Here is a 16,927-nt window from a genome sequence, read left to right as displayed (position 1 = left end):
TGAAATGTGAAAAATTTAAAAATGCTCCTTCCTTTCGTGGTCATTATTTCTCTCCTGGCGGGGGCCGGGACCATGTATGCGGTGATGGCAGCTATGGACGGGAATCAAGCCTCTACGATAATGGAAGATCCGGAAGTCGAAGAACTGGTTGAAAACGGAAATAATGAAGCTGAAGAAGTTTCCGGTAATATACAGACTGATGACGAACAATTCGAAAAAGTCCAAAGGGCTTATCGAATGATCCAGGAAAGTTTTATTAATGATGTAGATGAGACAGAGCTTTTGGATGGGGCGATTCATGGCATGCTCGAATCTCTCGATGATCCGTATTCTGTCTATATGGATGAATCGTCCGCCAGACAGTTTATGGATTCACTCGATTCTTCGTTTGAAGGAATTGGCGCAGAAGTGAGTATGACAAACGGCAGAGTGACCATCGTGGCTCCATTCCATGATTCTCCTGCTGAAGAAGCAGGCTTGCGCCCGAACGACCAGATACTTGAAATTGACGGTGAAAATATAGAAGGGTTGTCCCTTTATGAAGCTGTTTCAAAAATACGCGGAGAGAAAGGGACGACTGTCACACTGACAATCCAGCGTCCTGGAGTGAACGATCCCATAAATCTGGATGTGATCCGTGACGAAATTCCAATTGAGACGGTCTACAGCGAGATAGTGGAAGAAAACGGACAAACGATCGGTGTCCTTGAAATACGCTCTTTCTCTGAAAATACGGCTGAACGCTTTGAAGAAGAACTTGCCGAAGTGGAAAGTCACGATTTAGACGGGCTTGTCATTGACGTAAGAGGAAATCCTGGAGGGTTCCTGCAGAGTGTTGAAGACATCGGCAGCCTGATTATTCCAGGCGGAGAACCGATTGTTCAAATCGAGGACCGCGAAGGAGAAAAAATCAGACATTTGTCTAACCTGGAAGAGGATAAAGACTATCCGATGGTAGCTCTTATAGATGAAGGAAGTGCATCTGCTTCTGAGATCCTTGCGGCAGCACTCATGGAAGCAGGCGGACATGAAGTAGTAGGTAAAAGTACATTTGGAAAAGGAACAGTCCAGCAGACATTACCGCTCGGAGATGGAAGCGAAATGAAGCTGACTTTGTTCAGGTGGCTTACCTCTGACGGAAACGATATAAATGAGGAAGGGGTTCAGCCGACTGTGGAAGTTGCACAGCCTGACTTTTTCTACGTATCGCCGATCGATTCAGAAGAAACATTAAGTTTAGATATGACCAGCGACCACATTAAAAACGCTCAAATTATGCTTGAAGGTTTGGACGGGTATGACCCGGGCCGGACAGACGGCTACTTTGACAGTGAAACAGAAGAAACCGTAAAGGCTTTTCAGGAAAATGAAGGCCTGGAGGTAACTGGAGAAATTAATGAAGAAACGGCTGACCGGCTTCAGGAAGCAGTCATAGAAGCAGTTCGTGATAAAGAAAATGATGTGCAGTTTAGAAAAGCTATTGAACTGCTGACAGAATAACAGTCATTATGCCAAACCGGCTGTGCAAGCGAGTAATCAGCTTGCCGGCCGGTTTTTTAATACAAATTTAAACCTCTGTTTTAAAAAAAACAGCTTTTCTTTTCTGATAATTCATTTACAATGAAAGGAAAGAACTCTTTTTACAGGAAGTTCTGTCAGTATTTTAATATGGCGCGGCTGCACCCGGTATATCCGGGATTTTGTGGCGGCGTATCAGTCGGCGCAATGTTTAAACCATGCGCTGCCGAAGCTTTGGGTTTTTATATATTGCCGGATTGAGGAGGAATACGCTTGGAAGCGATAGGATTTGAAGTACTAAAAGCATTAGGACGTTTCTTTATGCACCCTCTTACATATGTTTTCATTATTGCAATCTTTTGGTTCGGTTTAATGAGGGTGAAGCGGGAAAGAAAAGATTTCCATACACGGGTTGAGGATGTAATACAGCAGCTTACATCACCTCTGCCTGCCGCTCTTATTACCGCCGTGTGTATTTCTGGAGCAATTCTTCTTCTCGGCCTTGAAATGCCTGCCGGTATGCTCATTTTATGGTCGCTTTTCTGGCTCATATTGCTGCCATTCCGGAATGCCAGATGGCTGAGTATGACGGCAGCAGGTTCTCTTGCTTTATTAATAGCGCCATTTCTTCCTTCAGGAGGAACAGACTTTGCATTTTTAAACCAGTGGCTTGGTGATATCGAGCAGATGAATCTACTGAACGCAGCCTGGCTTCTGGCGATACTGTTTCTGGCAGAGACGTTGCTGGTGCTGAGTGACGGTTGGAAACAGACCTCCCCTGCTATTGTAAAAAGCAAGCGAGGGAAGCTGGTCGGTGAGCACATGGCGCAAAGATTATGGTTTCTGCCTCTTTTTATTATATTTCCTGCAGGAGAAATCTCCGGCGGTGGGTGGTGGCCGGTTGTAGAACTGACAGGAGGGCAGACATTCGGCCTTGCTCTTTTCCCATTTTTACTAAGTTTCCAGGCAAGAATTTACGGAGAATATGCCCGTGATGGTGTGAAAAAAATAGGCAAGCATTATTTGCTTTTAAACCTTGCTGTGCTTGCTTGCGCGGCAGCAGCTTACTATTACCCGCTTTTCATATTTGCTGTACCTGCTGCAGTCCTGATAGGCAAAGAAGTCATCTATTATTTATATAAATCAGCTGACCAGCGGAGGATCAGCATGTTTACGCGCCGTGAAAAAGGGTTGAAAATTCTTGGCATCCTTCCGCATTCCACTGCTGCTAAAATGGAGCTGCTTGTCGGAGAAATTATTGTTAAAACAAACGGCAGGGAAGTGAATTCGCAACGGGATTTTTATGACGCGCTCCAGCAGAATCCTGCCTATTGCAAGCTTGAAGTTAAGAATTTGCACGGCGAGCTGCGTTTTCCGCAGTCGTCTGTGTTTGAGAAAGACCATTATCAGATCGGCTGTTTATTTGTTCCGGATGATGAATATGGCAACTTATCGTCCCGTGCTCTCCGTTCATCCGTGGTGATTAACCAGGACAGGGCGGAACTTGGGGAGAGTGAAGAACGGGGATCTTCCAGCCGGGCCCAAGAAGCGGACTTTTATGAAGATAGTAAAACTGAAACCAATTCGGTACGTGAAGATGAAGACGCTGTTTCACACGAAGATGAAGCGGCAGCCTCTGTGGATCACGATAACAACGAAGAAGAACCTGACGCTGGAGAGGATAAAGATAAAGAACCTGATCCGGAAGCCTTCTATAATGAATCTAAAAGGGCTGACGAATCAGCTGAATCACGTGAACAGGCGCCTGATTTAGCTGCTTTCTACAGAGAATTCCGAGAGGCGCAAAAAGCGGAAAGCAGCATGTGGGAAACTGAGTCTGAAGAGGAAGACACTGATTTCGAAGATAATAAATCCAATAGGTAAGGTGCTGTTTTAAAGGCCCCTTCCGTTAAGAAAGAATGAGCCAGGATGAAAAATATCCTGGCTCATTTTCTGTGCAGGCAGGTGTCATTCCAATTCCAGCGATCCATAAAGGCCATCTCCCCTGAAAACAAAGACAGCAGTCCGGCAAAAGGGAATATACGTTCCCTTTTTTAAATAAATATGGTATAATGATAATTACGTGAAAAGTTCGGGTATGGATATAAAAACAGCTGTAAGCATGTTAAATGCCGTTTATTTGATTTTTTCAAATGAAATCGGTAGGCTCAGTAAAAGGATTAGTTTTAGTCCTCATTGTCAATAATGCATGAAAGATTTCCCTGAAAGTAAAACGATAACGTTTGCCTATATATAAGAAAGTGAGTATGTGAAGGAGGAAAAGCTGTGGCAGAAACTAATGACATTACCTTTGATCTCGTATCAAAATACAGTCCGCAAGGCGACCAGCCTGAAGCGATCAAAAAACTGGTTAACGGCCTAAACAGCGGTGAAAAGTATCAGACACTGCTTGGGGCGACAGGAACAGGAAAAACATTCACTGTTTCGAACGTGATCCAGCAGGTTAACAAACCGACGCTCGTCATCGCCCATAATAAAACATTAGCAGGACAGCTCTACAGTGAGTTTAAAGAGTTCTTTCCGAACAACCGCGTAGAGTATTTTGTCAGTTACTATGACTATTACCAGCCTGAAGCCTACATCCCACAGTCAGACACTTATATCGAAAAGGACGCGAGTATTAACGATGAGATAGATAAACTCCGCCACTCTGCGACCAGTTCCCTTTTTGAAAGAAACGACGTTATTATTGTGGCAAGTGTGTCCTGTATTTACGGCCTCGGTTCTCCGGTTGAATACCGGGAGCTTGTCGTATCGCTAAGAACGGGGATGGAGAAGGAAAGAAACGCCCTTCTTCGTCAGCTAGTTGACGTTCAATATGAACGGAATGATATTAATTTCACTCGCGGAACATTCAGAGTACGCGGCGATGTGGTAGAGATCTTCCCGGCGTCCAGGGATGAGCATTGCCTGCGTGTTGAATTTTTCGGGGATGAAATTGACAGAATCACTGAAGTGGATGCACTTACCGGTGAAATTCTCGGTGAAAGAGAACATGTGGCCATTTTTCCGGCGTCCCACTTCGTTACCCGGGAAGAAAAGCTGAAACGGGCCATTGTGAATATCGAGAAAGAACTGGAAGAGACATTAAAAGACATGCACGATAAAGGGAAACTTCTCGAAGCCCAGCGTCTTGAACAGCGAACGCGGTACGATATCGAAATGATGCATGAAATGGGGTACTGTTCGGGAATAGAAAACTATTCACGGCATTTAACGTTTCGTGAACCGGGCGCTACACCTTACACGCTTCTTGATTATTTTCCAGATGACTTCCTTATTGTCGTCGATGAATCCCATGTCACACTCCCTCAGGTAAGGGGAATGTATAACGGAGACCAGGCCCGTAAAGGGGTACTTGTTGACCATGGATTCCGCCTGCCTTCGGCAAAGGATAACAGGCCTCTTAAATTCGAAGAGTTCGAGAAGCATATTTACCAGACAATCTTTGTTTCTGCCACACCGGGGCCTTTTGAAATTGAACATTGCCCTGAAATGATAGAACAGATCATCCGTCCGACAGGGCTGCTTGATCCGTCCGTGGATATCCGTCCGATTGAAGGCCAGATCGACGACATGATAGAGGAAATCCGCCTGCGTAAGGAAAGAAGTGAACGTGTACTCGTGACCACTTTAACGAAAAAAATGTCCGAGGACCTGACGGATTATTTAAAAGAAGTCGGTATTCAGGTAAAGTATCTGCACTCTGATATTAAGACACTGGAACGAATACAAATTATAAGAGATTTAAGAAGAGGCGAATTTGATGTCCTCGTTGGTATTAACCTTCTCAGGGAGGGTCTCGATATTCCGGAAGTCTCCCTAGTCGCCATTCTCGATGCGGACAAAGAAGGGTTCCTTCGTGCGGAACGGTCTCTTATTCAGACGATGGGACGTGCGGCGAGAAACGCAAACGGCCATGTCATTATGTACGCGGATAAAATAACAAATTCCATGAACGTTGCGATTGAAGAAACAAAAAGGCGCCGTTCCATCCAGAAAGAGCACAATGAGAAGCACGGTATCACGCCGCAAACTATTCAAAAAGCGATCCCTGAACTGATCCAGGCGACGTATGCTGCTGAAGAAGAAGAAGCATATGAAGCATTCACAAAAGCACCGTCTCAGAAACTGAGCAAGAAAGACCGTGAACAAGTGATCGGGCGAATGGAAAAAGAAATGAAGGAAGCTGCTAAAGATCTCGATTTCGAAAGAGCAGCCGAACTGCGTGATATTATTATAGAACTGAAAGCGGAAGGGTGAAACAACTGATGGCTTTAGATAATATTGTTGTAAAGGGAGCCCGTTCCCATAACTTAAAAGATATAGACGTGACGATCCCGAGGAACAAACTTGTCGTCATGACAGGGCTTTCCGGCTCCGGAAAGTCATCCCTTGCGTTTGATACGATTTATGCGGAAGGCCAGAGGCGGTATGTGGAATCACTTTCTGCATACGCCCGCCAGTTCCTCGGGCAGATGGATAAACCGGATGTTGACGCGATAGAAGGGCTGTCACCGGCAATATCCATTGACCAGAAAACAACGAGTAAGAACCCCCGTTCCACTGTTGGGACGGTGACAGAAATATATGATTACCTCCGCCTCCTTTTTGCCCGTGTCGGCCGGCCGATTTGCCCGGTCCACGGGATTGAAATCAGCTCCCAGACTATTCAGCAGATGGTCGACCGAATGATGGAGTATCCCGAACGGACAAAGATGCAGATCCTCGCCCCGGTTGTTTCCGGACGCAAAGGGACACATGCAAAAGTTCTTGAAGACATTAAGAAGCAAGGTTATGTGCGTGTCCGCGTGGATGGGGAGATGCGCGAAGTAGCTGAGGAAATTACTCTGGATAAAAATAAGAAACACAGCATCGAACTGGTGATTGACAGGATTGTTATTAAAGACGGCATCGAATCCCGCCTTGCCGACTCTATGGAAACGGCACTTGACCTTGCTGACGGCCGGGTCATGGTGGATGTCATCGGTGAAGAAGAACTGCTGTTCAGCCAGAAGCACGCCTGCCCACACTGCGGATTTTCAATCGGCGAACTGGAACCTCGGATGTTTTCATTTAACAGCCCGTTCGGCGCCTGTTCATCCTGTGACGGCCTTGGACATAAGCTGGAGGTTGATCTTGAGCTCGTGATCCCGGATCCGGAGCTCAGTTTGAAAGAGCATGCGATTGCGCCGTGGAAACCGACGAGTTCTCAATATTATCCTTCTCTGTTAGCAAGTGTGTGCGACCATTTCGGAATTGATATGGACGTGCCTGTTGAGAAACTGCCAAAACAGAAGCTTGATAAAATCCTTTATGGAAGCGGAAATGAAAAGATTTATTTCAGGTACAAAAATGAATTCGGGCGGGTAAGGGAAAAAAACATTTATTTTGAAGGGGTCATGGAAAATATCTCCCGCCGCTATCACGAAACAGGCTCTGATTATATTCGTGAACAGATGGAAGGCTATATGGCCCAAAAGGCGTGCCCAAGATGTAAAGGCAACCGTCTGACTAAAGAAGCGCTCGCCGTTAAAGTGAATGGCCACCATATAGGTGAAATAACAGACATGTCAATTAAAGAGGCACAAAAGTTTTTCCAGGAACTGACTCTGACTGAAAAGGAAATGACCATCGCGAGAATGATTCTCCGTGAAATTGAAGAACGGCTCGGTTTCCTTATTAATGTCGGCCTCGAATATTTAACAATGTCCCGGTCGGCAGGTACGTTATCTGGCGGTGAAGCCCAGCGGATCAGGCTTGCGACACAGATCGGTTCCTCACTGATGGGCGTCCTGTATATTCTGGACGAGCCGTCAATCGGTCTTCATCAAAGGGATAACCACAGGCTTATCAAAACGCTCGAAAGAATGCGTGACTTAGGCAATACGCTGATTGTCGTCGAGCATGATGAGGATACGATGCTCGCCGCAGATCATCTGATTGATGTAGGACCTGGAGCAGGCGCCCATGGCGGGGAAATCATTTCTACCGGAGCGCCTGAAGAAGTCATGGAAGATGAGGCGTCTTTAACAGGCCAGTACCTTTCCGGTAAAAAATTCATCCCTCTCCCGGCAGAACGCCGTAAACCTGATGGACGAAAGCTGACGATCAGAGGAGCGGAAGAGAATAATCTGCAAAAGACAAACGTGGATATTCCGTTAGGGGTGCTATTAGCGGTAACAGGAGTGTCAGGTTCAGGTAAAAGTACCCTGATTAATGATATTTTGTACAAGTCGCTCGCACAGAAACTGACAACGGCTAAAGAGAAGCCGGGAAAAGTGAAACGTGTGGAAGGGATCAACCAGCTGGAAAAAGTCGTCGATATTAATCAGGCACCGATCGGCCGGACTCCCCGGTCTAATCCGGCGACTTACACGGGTGTATTTGATGACATCCGGGATGTCTTCGCTATGACCAATGAAGCGAAAGTCCGCGGCTACAAAAAAGGCCGTTTCAGCTTCAACGTCAGAGGGGGACGCTGTGAAGCCTGCCGCGGAGACGGCATTATTAAAATTGAAATGCACTTCCTTCCAGATGTGTATGTTCCTTGTGAAGAATGCCACGGGAAACGCTACAACCGTGAAACGCTGGAAGTGAAATATAAAGGTAAAAATATTTCTGATGTCCTTGAAATGACAGTGGAAGACGCTCTCACATTTTTCGAAAATATCCCGAGAATCAAGCGTAAGGTGCAGACACTGTTTGACGTAGGTCTTGGATATATGAAACTCGGGCAGCCGGCCACGACACTGTCCGGAGGTGAGGCCCAGCGGGTGAAACTGGCGTCCCAGCTTCACCGGAGGTCAACAGGCAAAACATTGTATATCCTCGACGAACCGACGACAGGTTTACATGTCGCCGATATTGACCGCCTGCTGAAAGTGCTGCAGCGCCTGGTGGAAAATGGAGATACCGTTCTGGTCATTGAGCACAACCTCGATGTAATCAAAACGATGGACCATATTATTGATCTTGGACCGGAAGGCGGCGACAAAGGCGGCCGGCTTATCGCCCAGGGGACACCTGAGAAGGTGGCAGAAGTAGAAGGCTCCTATACGGGTAAGTATCTGAAGCCCGTCCTCGAGCGTGAACGCACCCGAATGGCTGAGCGTATGAGAGAAAAGGAAAGCGCAGGTTCTGTATAGTATGGACAGGCAGGCTGACAAATGTCAGCCTGTCTTTTTTGTGATCAGAGGGGGGAGTTGCAGGGTGGCGAGCACTGGGTGGATTCACCGAAGGGGGCGATGTTCGTCGGAAGGGAGGGGCGAAAAATGTCGAATATTGTTATACGGTAGAGTGAGCCATCTATACGGTAGAGTTGTTGGTTTATACGGTAGAGTGAGCCATCTATACGGTAGATTCGTCCGATTATACGGTAGAGTCGCCCAAACGTAAGGGCGAGTCCCGCTGTTTTTCGTACGAATTATCCAATGTGGGGTCGAATCTCACAGTTATCCTGCTGCTCCTCTTGATTTTTCCCAAAAAAAAGAGGAATTTAAAAGAGTTAATAGAATATAAGTTAAGTTGGATAATTAAATAAAGGAAGTGATTACCTTAATATGCTAATACAACCTCGCACGATCCCTGTCAAAATCCTCGTTTTATCTGCTTTACTCGAACGTCTGTCACCTAATCACCCTGGAAGACCTCTTTACGAAGAAGAACTGGGCAAACGAATATGGGGCCACCGTGGGGAGCAATCGATCGACTATTACCTTGATTTTCTGAAGACCGGGTCTTGTTTTATATTGCACGGTTTAAAATTAAGCAATAACGGCCACAACTTTTTAATCGACACCCTCGTTATTTTTCCCGAATTCACCTTAATAGTTGAAGTTAAGCACTGGTCAGGGGTGTTGGAAGTCCAGGAGCGGGGTGACCTGATAAAATGGGACGGGAGTGTCAAGCGTGTTTACGAAAATCCCGTTCAGCAGGCAAAACATCAGCAATGGCAGCTTGAAAGCTGGCTTGAATCCCGGAATTTGACTTTGCCTCCAATCGAACACCTCGCTGTCTTTACCAATTCCCGCCTGGTTCTGGAAAATATCCAACATCTTTCTCCAAAAATTATCAGAAGCAACTGCCTTCTTGATTATATCTATGCTCTAAAGAGACACTACGCAGTTTCGCCGCCTCCTCTCTCAAACTCTGATTTGAAGAAAGTCATTTCCCGTATAAAAAGAAACCATATAAAAGATGATTTTATAAACTCTCCGCTTAGTCAAGCAGGTTTATCTGAAGGCGACCTGAAGCTTGGAGTGAGTTGCCCGGTGTGCCAGAAGTTTTCAATGGCCCGTGTGAAGCGCACGTGGTACTGCGCATCGTGCGGCATGAGTTCCCAAAATGCCCATATAAAAGCTTTAACAGATTATGTTTTATTATTTGGGAGGTATGCCCAAAACAAAGACTTACAGAAGTTTTTACATATTGAAGATCCCAGGACTGTAAGACGATTACTCTTAACGTTAAAAGTCAACAGAAAAGGTATCACAACAAACTCGCTATTTGACTTACTATCTTCTGAAGTAATTAAAAATGAAATAGACAGCTTGAGGGAAGACAGGAAACTTTGAGGGTGAAAAATGTCGAATATTGTTATACGGTAGAGCTGGCGGTTTATAAGGTAGAGTTCGACATCTATAAGGTAGAGTCGGCGGTTTATAAGGTAGAGTTGCCAGTTTATACGGTAGAGTGACGTATTTATACGGTAGAGTCGTCCGATTATAAGGCAGAATCCCCCGATCAAAACGGTAAATCCCATGATTATAAGCAAGAGTCCGCGCGATCATAAAGCTAAGTCCCACGATTACAAAGCAGGATCCCCACGCTAAAGTACCCGCCTAAAACCTCCTGTGCTGCCGCACCTCAAACTCCCCCTGCTCCCGAATCCAATAGCCTTTCCATTTAATTTTTGAAACTTCTTTCCTTGTCTTTTCGTTATAATAAAGAGACCACCGTTATTTTTCATGAAAATGTCAAAAATTAGGTGTAATTTTGGTTTGAAATAGGGAATTAAATAATAGGTGAATGTCTTTTTCCAGCAGAATATCAGCCAGTTAATTTATAGAGTAATCCAATATAAAGGAGGAGTTACGATGCATGAAGAGAGAAAGATGATTTTGAAGATGATTGAGGATGGGAAAATTACGGCGGAGGAAGGACTGCAGCTGCTGAATGCCCTCAAAGATGAGAAAGGTTCGGTTGAGTCTCCTAAAGGAGATGGCTCACGTAATCAAAAGTCGGGGCCGCACGGCGATCCGGATCCTTTTGACGACACGGATTCGAATGCAGGCAAAAAGTCTACTGACCACTATGTGTCACGCAATGTCAATTGGGAAGGCGGAGGCTATCGGCGAGCGGAAGAAAAAATGACGACGTTTGCGACGAAGTTCTCTGAATTTGTTGAGGATGCGGTCCATAAAATTAAAGAGTTTGACCTTGATTTTAATTTTGGATCCTCTGTTGAAATCCAGCACATTTTCCATCACCGTAACGCGTCCGTTAAAGAAGTGGATATTCATGTTGAAAACGGAAGCATTACGTTCCGCCCATGGGATGAGGATGATGTTCGGGTGGAATGCAATGTAAAAGTATATAAAGTACGGGATACAGATGAAGCCCGCCGTGTTTTTCTTGATGATGTGATGTTTAATTACGCGGATGAAAAAGTAAAGCTGGATTCTCGTAAAAAATCGATGAAAGTGAATACGACGGTATACGTTCCTAAGAAAAGTCTTGAGAAAATCAAGCTATATGCGTTTAACGGTAAAATATCCGGGGAAAATGTGACCTTGAACAAGCTTGAAACACAAACGGTTAATGGCCGCATCAGTTTTGAAGCCCTTCAGGCTGATGAAGTACGCCTTGAAACAGTCAATGGAACAGTGTCAGTGACCCGTCTTGAAGCCGGCCAGAGTGATATCAAAACCGTTAACGGAACTATTTCTGTTAACACGGCGGAAGGGGATCTTGATGCGGAGACATTAAACGGGACTGTTCATTATACTTTGCTTGAACCGGCTAATGCGCGGGCGTATATTAAAACAACTACAGGCAGTGTCAATGTCCGTGTTCCTGATGGAGTGAAGACTGAGGGAGAACTGAAGTCAACAGTCGGAGGTATTTCCTGCGACTTACCGCAGATGACTGTGATAGATGAAAAGAAAGAATTCGCCAGTAAAAAGATGTCATTTTTATCAAACAAGAACGAAGCCGCTCATTTTTATGTAGAAGCAGAAGCAACTACAGGAGCTATTTCAGTTAAAAATTAGCAATTAACGATGACAAAGGAGAGTGGATACTATGAACCGCTTGTACCGAACAGTGGATGACCGTAAAATTGCCGGCGTTTGCGGCGGGCTGGGGAAATATTTTAATATTGATCCGACGATCGTAAGGATCATTATGCTGCTTTTAATTATTCCATTAAACTTAGGAGTTATACTGGCGTATTTTATCGGAGTATTTGTGATCCCAAACGAAACGGAAGTGAACAGATAAATGAGCTGGCTCATACAACTCGTAGTTAATGCAGTTGTCCTCCTCATAATCGCCAACTTTTTCCAGGGAGTTGAAGTTGAAGGATTTGGAGCTGCACTTCTGGCAAGTTTTATATTAGCTATAGTGAATCTTATAGTGAAGCCGATTCTTCTCGTTCTTACACTTCCTGTGACTATTTTGACGCTTGGCTTGTTCCTGTTCGTCATCAATGCGGTTACATTGATGCTGACTTCAGCTATTATGGGCAGCAGCTTTGTCATTGACGGTTTTGGCGTAGCGATTCTGGCTGCGATTATATTTGCTCTGCTAAGCGCCCTTATTCACTCCCTTATTGTCGACCCAATTACTAAAAGGTAGGCTATAGCCCTGAATTCCTGTCCGTTTAAGGAATTCAGGGCTTTTTTTAGGAAGAAAACGGGATTTTACGGATTTTGGCACGCGATCTTTTTAGGTATGCTAAAATAAACGTAATGTAAAGATAGCTCACAAGCATTATAAGGAGGCATTCTACATGGCAGAAGTAACCGCCAGAGACTTGATGGAGGAATTTGACTTTAAATTATTGAACGACGAAGACGCTGTTGCCTTTCGCCCGGTTTCAACGAGTGACATTTCACGTCCGGGTATAGAGATGGCCGGCTATTTTACTTATTACCCGGCAAAGCGTATCCAACTTTTAGGTAAAACGGAAATGTCCTTTTATGATGAACTGGATCGTGAAACTCAGGTAGAGCGGATGGAAGGACTTTGTACATATGATACACCCGCGATCATTTTATCCAGGGGGCTCGAGGCGCCTGAGAGTTTAAAGGAAGCGGCTGACCGTGTCGGTGTTCCGGTTCTTTCATCTCCTATAACGACTACGCGGCTGAGCAGTCAGTTAACCACTTTTTTAGAAAGCCGGCTTGCGCCTATGACTGCCATCCACGGAGTCCTTATTGATATCTATGGGATTGGCGTCATGATTACGGGATCAAGCGGGGTAGGTAAAAGTGAAACGGCCCTCGACCTAGTGAGACGAGGACACAGACTTGTCGCTGATGATTCGGTAGAGATACGCCAGGAACATGACGGCATACTTGTTGGACGTGCGCCTGATCTTATTAAGCACCTTCTTGAAATCCGAGGGCTGGGAATTATAAACGTCATGACTCTGTTCGGTGCAGGGGCTGTAAGGAACTATAAACGAATCGGCCTCGCTATTGATCTCGAAATCTGGGATCAGAAAAAACAGTACGATCGTTTGGGGCTTGATGAAGAAACGATTAAGATCTTTGATACTCATCTGCCGAAAATTACGATTCCAGTCCGGCCCGGGAGAAACCTGGCCGTCATTATTGAAGTGGCTGCCATGAATTTCAGGCTGAAGCGCATGGGCATTAATGCGGCTGAGCAGTTCTCAGAAAGGCTGAATAACGTCATTGAAGACGGCGATAAAGAAGAATTTTAGGGAAAAGTCTATGCTTACCGCCAAGTCATGGCGAAATCCTCAGCTTTTTAACAGACAGTTTTTTCAAAAAAATCTCTAAGCCAAATTCTTCATTGATTTTTCAAAAATATGATACATTATTAATATTGACTAAGGGGCAGCCTGAGCTGTCCTTTATCATCGTTCAGGAAAAATTGTAAATGAGGTGTACATATGCTTGTTGGAACGATTCAACCTTACAATCCTATTGCATTTGAGCTCGGTCCTATTTCCGTTCACTGGTACGGTCTTCTTATCGGGCTTGGGGCATTTATAGGGTATTTGATTGCAAACCATGAAGCGAAAAAACGCGGCATGCCGGAAGACTTTTTAGCAGACTTGCTTATTTTCGCCCTGCCTGCTGGTATTATCGGGGCAAGGATTTACTATGTCATTTTCCGTTGGGAGCAGTTTGCCGGAGATCCAGCCAGAATATTCGCGATCTGGGAAGGCGGGCTCGCCATACACGGCGGTCTGATTGGAGCCTTCATTACTGTTTTAATTTTCTCAAGAGTTCGGGGGCTTTCATTCTGGAAAATTGCCGATATCACGGCGCCTAGTATTCTGCTCGCCCAGGCCATTGGCCGATGGGGCAACTTTATGAACCAGGAAGTTTACGGGCAGGAAGTTTCAAGAGCCTATTTGGAAAATATGTTTCTCCCGAATTTTATTATTGACCAGATGTTTATTAACGGGGCTTACTATCAGCCGACGTTCTTGTATGAGTCCATTTGGAATCTGATCGGGGTCGCGCTCCTTCTCTATTTAAGGCGTGTGAATCTGCGCCGCGGGGAACTGTTCATTTCATACTTGATTTGGTATTCTGTAGGAAGGTTCTTTATAGAAGGAATACGCACAGATTATCTGTTGATTTTCGGGGTGCTGAAAACAGCTCAGGTGGTTTCTGTGTTAACGGTCATTGGAGGAATTATTCTCATCATCTACCGCAGAAAGACGGGGCTTGCCGATAAACGGTATTTGGATAATGAAGAGGAGAAAAAACCGTCTCCTAAAAATAAAGGCAGGCAAAATCCGCGTAAAGGCGGGAAAAAGAAAAAGTAGCCAAGACATCTCATAAGGGGGCTGGAACAAATGAATACGTTAAAACAAGGTTTGAAAACCGGTCTCCTGACAACCTGGAAGCTCGGGAAAATTATTTTTCCGATTACGTTAATTGTCACAATGCTCAGTCAGACGTTTGTTATGGACTGGTTAACGCGGGTGCTGGCACCGCTGATGGGTTTTATAGGCTTGTCCGGCGAATCTGCTATCCCGCTCGTACTTGGAAATGTCCTTAATCTCTACGCGGCCATCGGCGCCATGCTGACAATGGACCTTACGGTGAAACAAGTTTTTATACTGGCAGTCATGCTGTCTTTTTCCCATAATCTATTCGTAGAATCAGCTGTTGCCAAGCAGGTAGGCCTGAAAATCTGGGTGGTTCTGCTTGTGCGTATCGGTTTGGCTCTCGTATCAGCCTGGCTGATCCACATTTTCTGGCAGGGCGGCAGTGAAAAAGCGAGCTACGGATTTGTGCCTTCCGGGGGAACAGAGAATATTGAAGGGTACGGAGCCATTGCACTTTACGGGATGGAGAGCGCTATAATAGGCATTCTCCAGCTGGCGGCCATAGTTATTCCGATAATGGTTTTCATTCAGATTATGAAAGACTTGCAATGGCTTCAGGTCTTTTCTAAATGGATGACGCCATTTACGAAAGTGCTGGGAGTGAAACCGAATACGTCCACCACGCTTGCGGCGGGGCTGACATTCGGGCTTGCTTACGGTGCAGGTGTCATGATTCAGGCAGCGAAAGAAGATGGGGTAAGCAAGAAAGACCTTTATTTAGTATTTATCTTTCTTGTGGCCTGCCACGCAGTGATTGAAGATACGCTGCTGTTTGCCCCTCTCGGCATTCCGCTTTGGCCTCTCCTGCTCGTAAGACTCGTGGTGGCTATACTGCTCACTGTCACCGTAGCATTTGTCTGGAACAGGCTTGAGAAAAAGCAGGAAAATAAAGAGGCTGAAACGGCCTCGGTGTCTTATTCACAACGTTCGTAAAAGATTTTGACAGCTGGGAAAGGATGCATAAATAATGATGAAAAAAATAGATACACTATTATTTGATTTGGACGGCACATTAATAAATACAATTGATTTAATTGTCGCGTCGTTTCTGCATACGATGGAGACGTATTACCCGGGAGAGTACTGCAGGGAAGATGTCATTCACTTTATAGGCCCTCCGCTCTCTGAAACATTTACTAAACTTGATCCTTCTAAAGTGGAGGACATGACGAGAACTTACCGGGCATTTAACCACGAGAAGCACGATGAGCTTGTAGAAGAGTATGAAGGTGTAAGAGAAACCTTGGAAATCCTTCACGAAAACGGATTTAAAATGGCGGTCGTCACGACAAAGCGCAGGGAAACAGCTGTCAAAGGACTGAAGCTGCTTGAAATGGAAAAATTCTTCCCTGTCGTTGTCTCACTTGATGATGTGACTAACTATAAACCGGATCCTGAACCTCTTGAAAAAGCACTGAACGGCCTGAACTCCTCAGCAGAGAAGGCTGTGATGGTCGGTGACAGTGAACATGATATTCTCGGCGGCAAAAACACCGGCACTCAAACAGCCGGGGTAGCCTGGAGCGTAAAGGGCAGGGAGCATCTTGAGTCCTACAAACCGGATGTGATGCTCGATCATATGCCGGATTTACTTGATTTTCTCGGAATTAAGAACAGCGTCAAGCAAAATTAAATTCCTTTGAGGCAGGTGGGCATGATGGGTCGCAACACAGAGCGCCATCCCGTAAAAGAAGCCAATTCATTATGGCAAGTCTATAAAACGGTTCCTTTCCTAAAAGTTGTCAAAAACTTTATCGTTATCCAGCTGGCCCGCTATACTCCCTTTTTGTCTATGAAAAACTGGCTTTACCGGACCTTCCTGCGCATGAAAGTAGGCGATCAGGCGGCGGTCGCTCTGATGGTGATGATGGATGTCATGTTTCCAGAGAGAATAGCGATCGGGAAAAATTCTGTTATAGGCTATAACACGACCATACTGGCTCATGAATATTTAATTGATGAATACCGGCTCGGAGATGTTAACATTGGGGACAATGTGATGATCGGAGCAAATACGACCATTCTGCCTGGCGTGACAATTGGCGATGGCGCCATCGTCTCAGCCGGCACGCTTGTCCATAAAGATGTTCTGCCCGGCACATTCGTCGGAGGCAACCCGATGCAGACAATCAGGACAAAAGAGCAAATGCAGTAGCAGCGGCCCATGTAAAGCCGCTGCTTTTTTGTAAATAACTGGGGGGTCTGACCCATAACGATTGCACGTAAGTATAATAAATACATTAATGTTAATATATGTAATGTGTTTTTTAGGCTAATTTTAAAAAAAGG

Annotated in this window: 13 protein-coding genes; all 13 read left to right on the top strand. The window is 45.3% G+C overall.

The window, feature by feature from the left end; genetic code table 11:
* Positions 1–21 precede the first annotated feature (21 nt).
* Positions 22–1,500, top strand: coding sequence for a S41 family peptidase (locus BMW59_RS18840; protein ID WP_245733231.1), 1,479 nt, complete (start codon positions 22–24; stop codon positions 1,498–1,500).
* 291 nt (positions 1,501–1,791) lie between these two features.
* Complete coding sequence (locus BMW59_RS18835; protein WP_093055417.1) at positions 1,792–3,402, top strand: eL24 family ribosomal protein; 1,611 nt, start codon at positions 1,792–1,794, stop codon at positions 3,400–3,402.
* Positions 3,403–3,804: 402 nt separating this feature from the next.
* Positions 3,805–5,802, top strand: coding sequence for an excinuclease ABC subunit UvrB (gene uvrB / locus BMW59_RS18830; protein ID WP_281244284.1), 1,998 nt, complete (start codon positions 3,805–3,807; stop codon positions 5,800–5,802).
* Positions 5,803–5,810: 8 nt separating this feature from the next.
* On the top strand, positions 5,811–8,687 hold the full coding sequence (uvrA, locus tag BMW59_RS18825; RefSeq protein ID WP_093055415.1) for an excinuclease ABC subunit UvrA: 2,877 nt from the start codon (positions 5,811–5,813) through the stop codon (positions 8,685–8,687).
* 414 nt (positions 8,688–9,101) lie between these two features.
* Positions 9,102–10,115 (top strand): nuclease-related domain-containing protein, encoded by a 1,014-nt coding sequence (locus BMW59_RS18820; protein WP_093055413.1) that lies wholly within the window; start codon positions 9,102–9,104, stop codon positions 10,113–10,115.
* 522 nt (positions 10,116–10,637) lie between these two features.
* On the top strand, positions 10,638–11,813 hold the full coding sequence (locus BMW59_RS18815) for a DUF4097 family beta strand repeat-containing protein (protein WP_093055411.1): 1,176 nt from the start codon (positions 10,638–10,640) through the stop codon (positions 11,811–11,813).
* Positions 11,814–11,844: 31 nt separating this feature from the next.
* Positions 11,845–12,042: a PspC domain-containing protein gene (locus BMW59_RS18810; protein ID WP_093055409.1), complete on the top strand. Its 198-nt coding sequence runs from the start codon at positions 11,845–11,847 to the stop codon at positions 12,040–12,042.
* Complete coding sequence (locus BMW59_RS18805) at positions 12,043–12,399, top strand: phage holin family protein (protein WP_093055407.1); 357 nt, start codon at positions 12,043–12,045, stop codon at positions 12,397–12,399. It begins immediately after the preceding gene.
* A 154-nt stretch (positions 12,400–12,553) separates the two neighbouring features.
* Positions 12,554–13,492, top strand: a complete 939-nt coding sequence (gene hprK / locus BMW59_RS18800) for an HPr(Ser) kinase/phosphatase (RefSeq protein WP_093055405.1) — start codon at positions 12,554–12,556, stop codon at positions 13,490–13,492.
* A gap of 192 nt (positions 13,493–13,684) precedes the next feature.
* The gene (gene lgt, locus BMW59_RS18795) at positions 13,685–14,572 is read left to right on the top strand and encodes a prolipoprotein diacylglyceryl transferase (protein WP_093055403.1); all 888 of its coding nucleotides are present in this window, start codon (positions 13,685–13,687) and stop codon (positions 14,570–14,572) included.
* Between the two features lie 30 nt (positions 14,573–14,602).
* Positions 14,603–15,571, top strand: coding sequence for a nucleoside recognition domain-containing protein (locus tag BMW59_RS18790; protein ID WP_093055401.1), 969 nt, complete (start codon positions 14,603–14,605; stop codon positions 15,569–15,571).
* 34 nt (positions 15,572–15,605) lie between these two features.
* On the top strand, positions 15,606–16,271 hold the full coding sequence (ppaX, locus tag BMW59_RS18785; protein WP_093055399.1) for a pyrophosphatase PpaX: 666 nt from the start codon (positions 15,606–15,608) through the stop codon (positions 16,269–16,271).
* Between the two features lie 24 nt (positions 16,272–16,295).
* Positions 16,296–16,793 carry an acyltransferase gene (locus BMW59_RS18780; RefSeq protein ID WP_093055397.1) on the top strand — a complete coding sequence of 166 codons (498 nt, stop codon included), beginning with the start codon at positions 16,296–16,298 and terminating at the stop codon, positions 16,791–16,793.
* Positions 16,794–16,927 lie beyond the last annotated feature (134 nt).

The sequence above is a fragment of the Salipaludibacillus aurantiacus genome (genome assembly GCF_900111295.1).
Taxonomy (GTDB): Bacteria; Bacillota; Bacilli; order Bacillales; family Salisediminibacteriaceae; genus Salipaludibacillus; species Salipaludibacillus aurantiacus.
Note: the sequence above shows the minus strand (reverse complement) of the source record. Positions and strands in the feature narration are given on the sequence as shown.

What these genes read in the sequence shown, in the direction of transcription:
- BMW59_RS18810 (WP_093055409.1), top strand. Translation starts at nt 11,845, where the DNA reads ATGAACCGCTTGTACCGAACAGTGGATGACCGTAAAATTGCCGGCGTT.
- ppaX (WP_093055399.1), top strand. Translation starts at nt 15,606, where the DNA reads ATGATGAAAAAAATAGATACACTATTATTTGATTTGGACGGCACATTA.
- BMW59_RS18820 (WP_093055413.1), top strand. Translation starts at nt 9,102, where the DNA reads ATGCTAATACAACCTCGCACGATCCCTGTCAAAATCCTCGTTTTATCT.
- BMW59_RS18805 (WP_093055407.1), top strand. Translation starts at nt 12,043, where the DNA reads ATGAGCTGGCTCATACAACTCGTAGTTAATGCAGTTGTCCTCCTCATA.
- uvrA (WP_093055415.1), top strand. Translation starts at nt 5,811, where the DNA reads ATGGCTTTAGATAATATTGTTGTAAAGGGAGCCCGTTCCCATAACTTA.
- hprK (WP_093055405.1), top strand. Translation starts at nt 12,554, where the DNA reads ATGGCAGAAGTAACCGCCAGAGACTTGATGGAGGAATTTGACTTTAAA.
- BMW59_RS18790 (WP_093055401.1), top strand. Translation starts at nt 14,603, where the DNA reads ATGAATACGTTAAAACAAGGTTTGAAAACCGGTCTCCTGACAACCTGG.
- lgt (WP_093055403.1), top strand. Translation starts at nt 13,685, where the DNA reads ATGCTTGTTGGAACGATTCAACCTTACAATCCTATTGCATTTGAGCTC.
- BMW59_RS18780 (WP_093055397.1), top strand. Translation starts at nt 16,296, where the DNA reads ATGGGTCGCAACACAGAGCGCCATCCCGTAAAAGAAGCCAATTCATTA.
- BMW59_RS18815 (WP_093055411.1), top strand. Translation starts at nt 10,638, where the DNA reads ATGCATGAAGAGAGAAAGATGATTTTGAAGATGATTGAGGATGGGAAA.
- BMW59_RS18840 (WP_245733231.1), top strand. Translation starts at nt 22, where the DNA reads ATGCTCCTTCCTTTCGTGGTCATTATTTCTCTCCTGGCGGGGGCCGGG.